This is a genomic window from Frankia sp. KB5 (genome assembly GCF_002099325.1).
GTDB classification, from domain to species: Bacteria; Actinomycetota; Actinomycetes; order Frankiales; family Frankiaceae; genus Frankia; species Frankia casuarinae.
This window is the reverse complement of sequence record NZ_MRUJ01000247.1, coordinates 1-6,085: the sequence shown is the minus strand read 5'-3', so window position 1 is coordinate 6,085 and position 6,085 is coordinate 1. Positions and strand designations below refer to the sequence as shown.

At 67.9% G+C, this 6,085-nt stretch carries 5 protein-coding genes; 3 read left to right on the top strand and 2 right to left on the bottom strand.

Annotated features, from left to right (window positions below):
• Positions 1-15 precede the first annotated feature (15 nt).
• Together KBI5_RS20815 and KBI5_RS20810 are read right to left on the bottom strand one after the other, a co-directional pair.
• Positions 16-612 (bottom strand): sigma-70 family RNA polymerase sigma factor, encoded by a 597-nt coding sequence (locus KBI5_RS20815; protein WP_043591492.1) that lies wholly within the window; start codon positions 610-612, stop codon positions 16-18.
• The gene (locus tag KBI5_RS20810; protein ID WP_085016199.1) at positions 609-2,156 is read right to left on the bottom strand and encodes a sodium:solute symporter; all 1,548 of its coding nucleotides are present in this window, start codon (positions 2,154-2,156) and stop codon (positions 609-611) included. The genes KBI5_RS20815 and KBI5_RS20810 overlap by 4 nt, the downstream gene beginning before the upstream one ends.
• Before the next feature lie 467 nt (positions 2,157-2,623).
• Between KBI5_RS20810 and KBI5_RS28875 the strand changes: the two genes are divergently transcribed.
• The 3 genes from KBI5_RS28875 to KBI5_RS20795 are packed head-to-tail and all read left to right on the top strand — an operon-like array spanning position 2,624 to position 5,393.
• Positions 2,624-2,782 carry a DUF3311 domain-containing protein gene (locus KBI5_RS28875; protein WP_347272527.1) on the top strand — a complete coding sequence of 53 codons (159 nt, stop codon included), beginning with the start codon at positions 2,624-2,626 and terminating at the stop codon, positions 2,780-2,782.
• Complete coding sequence (locus KBI5_RS20800; protein WP_011436880.1) at positions 2,779-3,126, top strand: hypothetical protein; 348 nt, start codon at positions 2,779-2,781, stop codon at positions 3,124-3,126. The genes KBI5_RS28875 and KBI5_RS20800 overlap by 4 nt, the downstream gene beginning before the upstream one ends.
• The gene (locus KBI5_RS20795) at positions 3,123-5,393 is read left to right on the top strand and encodes a carbon starvation CstA family protein (RefSeq protein ID WP_011436879.1); all 2,271 of its coding nucleotides are present in this window, start codon (positions 3,123-3,125) and stop codon (positions 5,391-5,393) included. Before KBI5_RS20800 ends, KBI5_RS20795 begins: the two co-directional genes overlap by 4 nt.
• The last annotated feature ends 692 nt before the right edge of the window (positions 5,394-6,085 follow it).

Here is a 6,085-nt window from a genome sequence, read left to right as displayed (position 1 = left end):
GCCCGGTGTGATATATCATGTCTGGGACTCCATCGCGCGGGACAGCGCCGTCATTCCTCGCGCCACATGGGATTTCACTGCGCCGCAGGAAATCCCCATGACTGCGGCTATCTCGGATTCCTTCAGATCGAGCCAGTACCGCAGTACCAGGGCCTCCCGCTGGCGCGGCGACAGCCGCTGTAACGCGACGACTACAGCTCGCTGTTCGTGCCGCAGCAGCGCTTGCGTCTCCGCCGATTCTACCTGGTCTGATGGCCATCCCATGTTTTTTCGGACAACCTGGAGATGGCGCAGTCGCATTCGGGTGAGATTGCAGACTATGCTACGTAGATACGGCAGGGTGGCGGTCGAGTCCCGCAGTTTTCGCCAGCGCCGGTAGAGCTCGTAGAACGCCTGCGCGGCGATATCCTCCGGGTCGTCCGCGCCGAGGAGGGCGGCCAGTCGTACCAATGAGACGTAGTGGGTGTTGAAGAGCCGCGCGATGGCGGTCTCCCGATCAAGATCGTGAAGATTCACCTGGATCTTGTCGGCCGGCAGCAGAGTGGCGGCGTCGCCGGCAGTGACGGCTGCTGGATCTTTGGGAATGCCCTGCACCGCCCGCACCGTCCTCACCGCCATCCCGGCGCGTCCGGCCGGGGGAGTCGGTCCACCTGGGATGTCCGGCTGCTCCGGGCCACGCCGACGCGGTGAAGGACCGGGGTGAGCGCGGTGGCGACCGCCAGGTTCAGCCCGAGCGCGAGGAGCGCCGTGTACAGCGGCACGGACGCCCCGAACAGGTGCAGGTTCACCACCGCGGAGAATTCGCCGGAGGTTACCAGGCAGGTTCCCGCCGCCATTCCTACCGCCCATCCGGCAAGCAGCGCACCGCGATGCAGCCAGGTGGAGAACAGGCCGATCCCGACCGCCGGGAAGGTCTGGAGTATCCAGACCCCGCCCAGCAGCTGCAGATCGATGGCATCCTGGTCGCGCAGACCGAGCACGAAGGCGAATGCCCCGATCTTTGTCACCAGCGAGACACCGCGAGCCACCCGGACCTGATGCTTAGGGGTGGCCGTGGGGTGAAAATACTCGACGTATACGTTGCGGACGAAGAGCATGGCGACCGCCACCGACATCACCGCCGCGGGGACGAGCGCCGCGACAACGAGCGCGCCGAATACGACGCCGGTGACAACCGGTGGGGCCAGCTGCTGGACGAGCAGAGGGACAGCTGCTTCGGCCTGCCCGCGGGGTGTGCGTACCCCCGTGGCCAAGGCGGCAACGCCGAGCAGCCCGAAGAGTCCGAGCAGGCCCGTCCATGCGGGCAGGGTGACCGCCGAGCGGCGCAGGACGTCGGGGTCCTTCGCCGCAAATGCGGCGGTGAGCACGTGCGGGTACACCAGCAGGGYCATCGCCGAGCCGAGCACGAGGCTCGCGAACGAGGCGAACGTCGACGGCTCCAGCGTGAGCGACGGATCCGGCAAGCCGTCCGTGGCCATGTTCCGCCGTGCTGCGGCAAAGATCTCGCCGGGTCCGCCGAGCCTGGCTAGGACGAGTCCGACCACGGCGAAGACCGCCAAAAAGATCAGAATTCCTTTGGCGACCGAGACGAGTGCCGGAGCGCGGATGCCGCTGCGGTAGGTCGCGACGGCGAGCACCCCGAACACCGAGGCCAGCACCAGGTCGCCGGGCAGCCCAGGCGGGGTGAGGCCGCCGGCAACGAGCACCGCGCGGACGCCGACCAACTGCAGCGCGATGTACGGCGTGGTGGCCACGATTCCGGTCAGCGCCACGGCGAGCGCGAGCAGCGGCGACCGGTGGCGTTCCCGCACGTAGTCGCCCACCGTGACGTAATCATGGCGCCGAGCCGTCTCCGCCAGACGTGGGAGGAGCACGAAGGCCAGCGGATAGACGATGATCGTGTAGGGCAGCGCGAAGAAGCCGAGAGCGCCCACGCCGTAGACGAGGCCGGGCACCGCGGCGAAGGTATATGCGGTGTAGATCGCACCGCCGAGCAGGAACCAGGTCAGAACGCCACCGAACGGGCGCCCTGCGAGCGCCCACCCTTCCGGCGAGGGGAGCTCGTCCCGCCGATGGAACGCGCGCGCCCTTACCGATAGTAACGAAGTGCCTGCTATCGCGACGGTGAATCCCGCCACGGTCGTCCCGTCGGCCATCCGACACCTTCCGTTGCACGCGGCTTCCCGTACGGCGCGGCGAGGTCGCCGGTGGAAGCCCGCCCGGTCGTCCCCCGGTCCTTATTCCAGTTGCGCACCGAGCCGGCGCGGTTGACACGACATCATCCCGCAACAAGTCGTAAACCTGTAGCTCACCAAGTCGTAAACCGCGGAGGCGCGGCGAGCAACTCTCCCGGTGACACCATCGCGGCCTGCGTGACCACCCGGCCTGGGTACCTGGGCCGGCCGGTGGTCCATCAGGAAGATCAAAATGCAGGGAGATCAGGATGTGGCACGATGAGCAGGGCCGGGACACTCCGCTGGGTGTCCCGGCAAACTCCGCGGCAGGAATCCCGGCAGGGCCCGTGCCTGCAACAGACCGGCCGGCCGCCGGTCGTCCGGCCCGCGCGGCGGCACGTCGGCGGCAAACCGCCGCGGTCGCGTGTCTCGGGACACCGTTCGCAGCCCTGCTGGCGGTCCCGCTTTATGCGCATGATGAGCCACGGCTGGCCGGGGTGCCGTTCTTTTACTGGTATCAGCTTGCCTGGGTGCCCTTAAGCGCGCTGCTGACCGCCGCCGCTTGGCGGCTGGACAGCCGGGGGACGGCGCCGGAAGGCCTGCGGTGATCCAGGTCACCGACCGGGCCCGGGCCGCGCTCCGCGAGGGCGAGGTAGTTATTTTTGACTGGGCCCCGCTGGGGCTGTGCTGCGCCTGCACCGGTCAACTGTGGCTGCGCCCCGCGCCGCGGGCGCTTGTGCCGCGGCACCGGGGCTTCCGCCCGGTGGACGCGGATCCCGGTGGCAGCGCCGTAGCCCATCCACTCGCCTATCCGTTCCTCCTGGGCCGCGATGTCACAATCGACTGCCGCTCGCGGCTCGGCTTCCGGCGCTTCAGCACCGACCTGCCGCCCGATGTCGGGCTCGCTGACCTGCTCGGCCTGGCCGCTCTCGCCAAGGGACGCATCGTATGACTACCCATCTCGATACTGCCGGAACCGGTCTTCCGCCTGGCGGCGGTCGTGCGCCTGGCCATGGCCGGAGGACCGGCCGGCTCCGATCGATAGCCATCTGGACCACGGTGTCGGCGGTCGGCGCGATCAGCTGGGCTGTGCTCGCGATGTCCCGCCACGAGTCGATCTCTGCGGCGTGGATCCTGCTCGCCGGCCTGGGATCCTTCGCCATCGCCTACCGCTTCTACGCCCGGTTCATCGCAAACCGGGTGCTGCGGGTGGATGACAGCCGGGCGACGCCGGCCGAACGCCTCGACAACGGCGTCGACTACGAGCCGACCGACCGGCGGGTCCTGTTTGGCCACCACTTCGCTGCCATCGCCGGGGCCGGTCCGCTCGTCGGCCCGGTGCTCGCCGTACAGATGGGGTATCTGCCCGGGACGATCTGGATCATCGCCGGTGTTATTTTCGCCGGTGCCGTGCAGGACATGGTGACGTTGTTCTTCTCCATGCGGCGGGACGGCAAGAGCCTGGGCCAGATGGCGCGCGACGAGATCGGCCCGGTGGGCGGGACGGCGGCACTAGTCGCCGTCTTCGCCATAATGATCATTTTGCTGGCGGTGCTGGCGCTTGTCGTGGTGAACGCGCTCGCCGCCTCTGCATGGGGCACCTTCTCGATCGCGATGACCATCCCGATCGCCCTGTTCATGGGCATTTACCTGCGGGTGCTGCGACCCGGCCGGGTCGCTGAGGCCACCGCCGTCGGTGTCGCCGGACTGTTCGCGGCCCTTGTCGGCGGCCGCTGGATCCAGGACTCCGCCCTCGCCTCCGCCTTTACACTCAGCCCGAAGGCATTGGTCGCCTGCCTTGTCGGCTACGGCTTTGTCGCCTCGGTGCTGCCGGTGTGGCTCCTGCTCGCGCCCCGCGACTACCTCTCGACCTTTATGAAGGTCGGCACCATCGGGCTGCTCGCCATCGGCGTTCTCGTCGAATTTCCGGTACTTCAGGCGGACGCAGTCAGTACTTTCGCGACCAGGGGAAACGGGCCGGTGTTCGCCGGCAGCCTGTTCCCGTTCGTCTTCATCACCATCGCCTGCGGTGCCCTGTCCGGATTCCACTCCCTCATCGCGTCCGGCACCACGCCGAAGATGATTCAAAAGGAGTCCCAGGTCCGGTTCATCGGTTATGGGGCGATGCTGACCGAGTCCCTTGTCGCACTGATGGCGCTGATCGCGGCGGCGGTGCTCAGCCCGGGCCTCTACTACGCCATGAATGCGCCCGGTGGGGTCGTCGGCAAGACCGCGGCGTCGGCTGCGTCCGCGGTCACCGACCTCGGTTTCACCATCACCCCGGACGCCCTCGACTCCGCGGCCCGGGCCGTCGGTGAATCGACGCTGGTAGCCCGCACCGGAGGTGCACCGACGCTCGCTGTCGGCATGTCCAACATCCTTTCAGGCGCATTCGGGGGCGGCCGCCTCGCCGCCTTCTGGTACCACTTCGCGATCATGTTCGAGGCGCTGTTCATCCTGACCACTGTCGACGCCGGAACCCGGGTCGGCCGATTCATGTTGCAGGACATGCTCGGGAACGTATGGAAGCCAATCGGCCGGGTGAGCTGGTGGCCCGGGGTCTGGCTGAGCAGCGTGCTGGTGGTCGGCACCTGGGGCTACTTCCTCTGGACCGGGGCAACCGACCCGCTCGGCGGCATCAACCAGCTGTTCCCGCTGTTCGGGATGGCCAACCAGATGCTTGCCGCCATCGCATTGGCGGTCGTCACCACCCTGTTCGTCAAGAGTGGGCGAGCGCGGTGGGCCTGGGTGCCCGGCGTCCCGCTCGGCTGGGATGTCGCCGTCACCTTCACCGCGGCCTGGCAGAAGGTTTTCTCGGACGATCCCAAGCTCGGCTTCCTCGCCCAACGGCACCGCTATGCCGACGCGCTCGACGACGGCAGGGTTCTGGCGCCCGCGAGGAGTATCAGCGACATGCACAAAGTCGTCCAGAACTCGACCGTGGACGGGATCATAGCGATAGTGTTCGCTCTGCTAGTGCTCGTCGTGCTCGCCGATGCGGTACGGGTGTGCATACGGGCTGTCCGCACCCGGGCGCCGATAACCACCACCGAAGCGGACTATGTAGCCTCCCGTTTTGTCGCGTCCGGGGGATTGTTGGCGATCGCTGAAGAGCGCCAACTGCTCGCGGATGCGGTCCAGGCGGCCGGGGCCCCTCAGCCCGAGCCCGTCACACCGCCGCTGCGCCGCTGCGCCGCTGACAACATTCCGCGAAAATAGCGAGAGTTGAATCTGTTTGCGCCGGGACGAGCTGGCGACGGCCATCAGGCCGGAACCCGCTCGTCCCGGCGCGACCAATTGACGGGCCGGCGGCCGACGGGGCAATGGCCGTACGTTAAATGGCTCTTCGCGGTAGGCTGGAATGCGTGGTCACACGGCCACGGGCTTCGGTCAGGCTGTGTTCACGAGGTGTACTGATGGTCAATGTGTGGGGTTAGTGTTCCTGGTGATGGCTGTGGGTGTGTGATAGATCCTTTGCATGAGGCGTGCGACGGGTTGACGCCCGCGGAGCAGGTGGAACGGGAGCGGGTCCGGATGGCTGCGGCTGACCGGTTCGCGGCGGGAACGACCCGAACGGAGATGGCGCGGGAATTCAAGGTGACCCCGAAAACGGCGGGCTGCGGGTATCGCGCCTGGGAATCGAGAGGCGTAGCCGGCACGGCTGGTCGGTCAGATGCCGGCCCGTCGTGCGCTGGAACGCGACGACACCGCGGCGCGGGAGTGGGTCAAGTGGGAGTGGCCGGCGCTACAACCACGGCGGCGGCCCGGGATGCCCGGGTCTGTTTCCTCGACGAGACAGGGCAGGGCCTGAGGCCGCCACGGGGCGGACGTGGGCGCGGCGTGGGGTGACCCCCGGTGGTGCGGGTACCCGGTCGGGGTGGGCCCGGGCGGGTGAGTGTGGTCGGGATGGT

What these genes read in the sequence shown, in the direction of transcription:
- KBI5_RS20795 (WP_011436879.1), top strand. Translation starts at nt 3,123, where the DNA reads ATGACTACCCATCTCGATACTGCCGGAACCGGTCTTCCGCCTGGCGGC.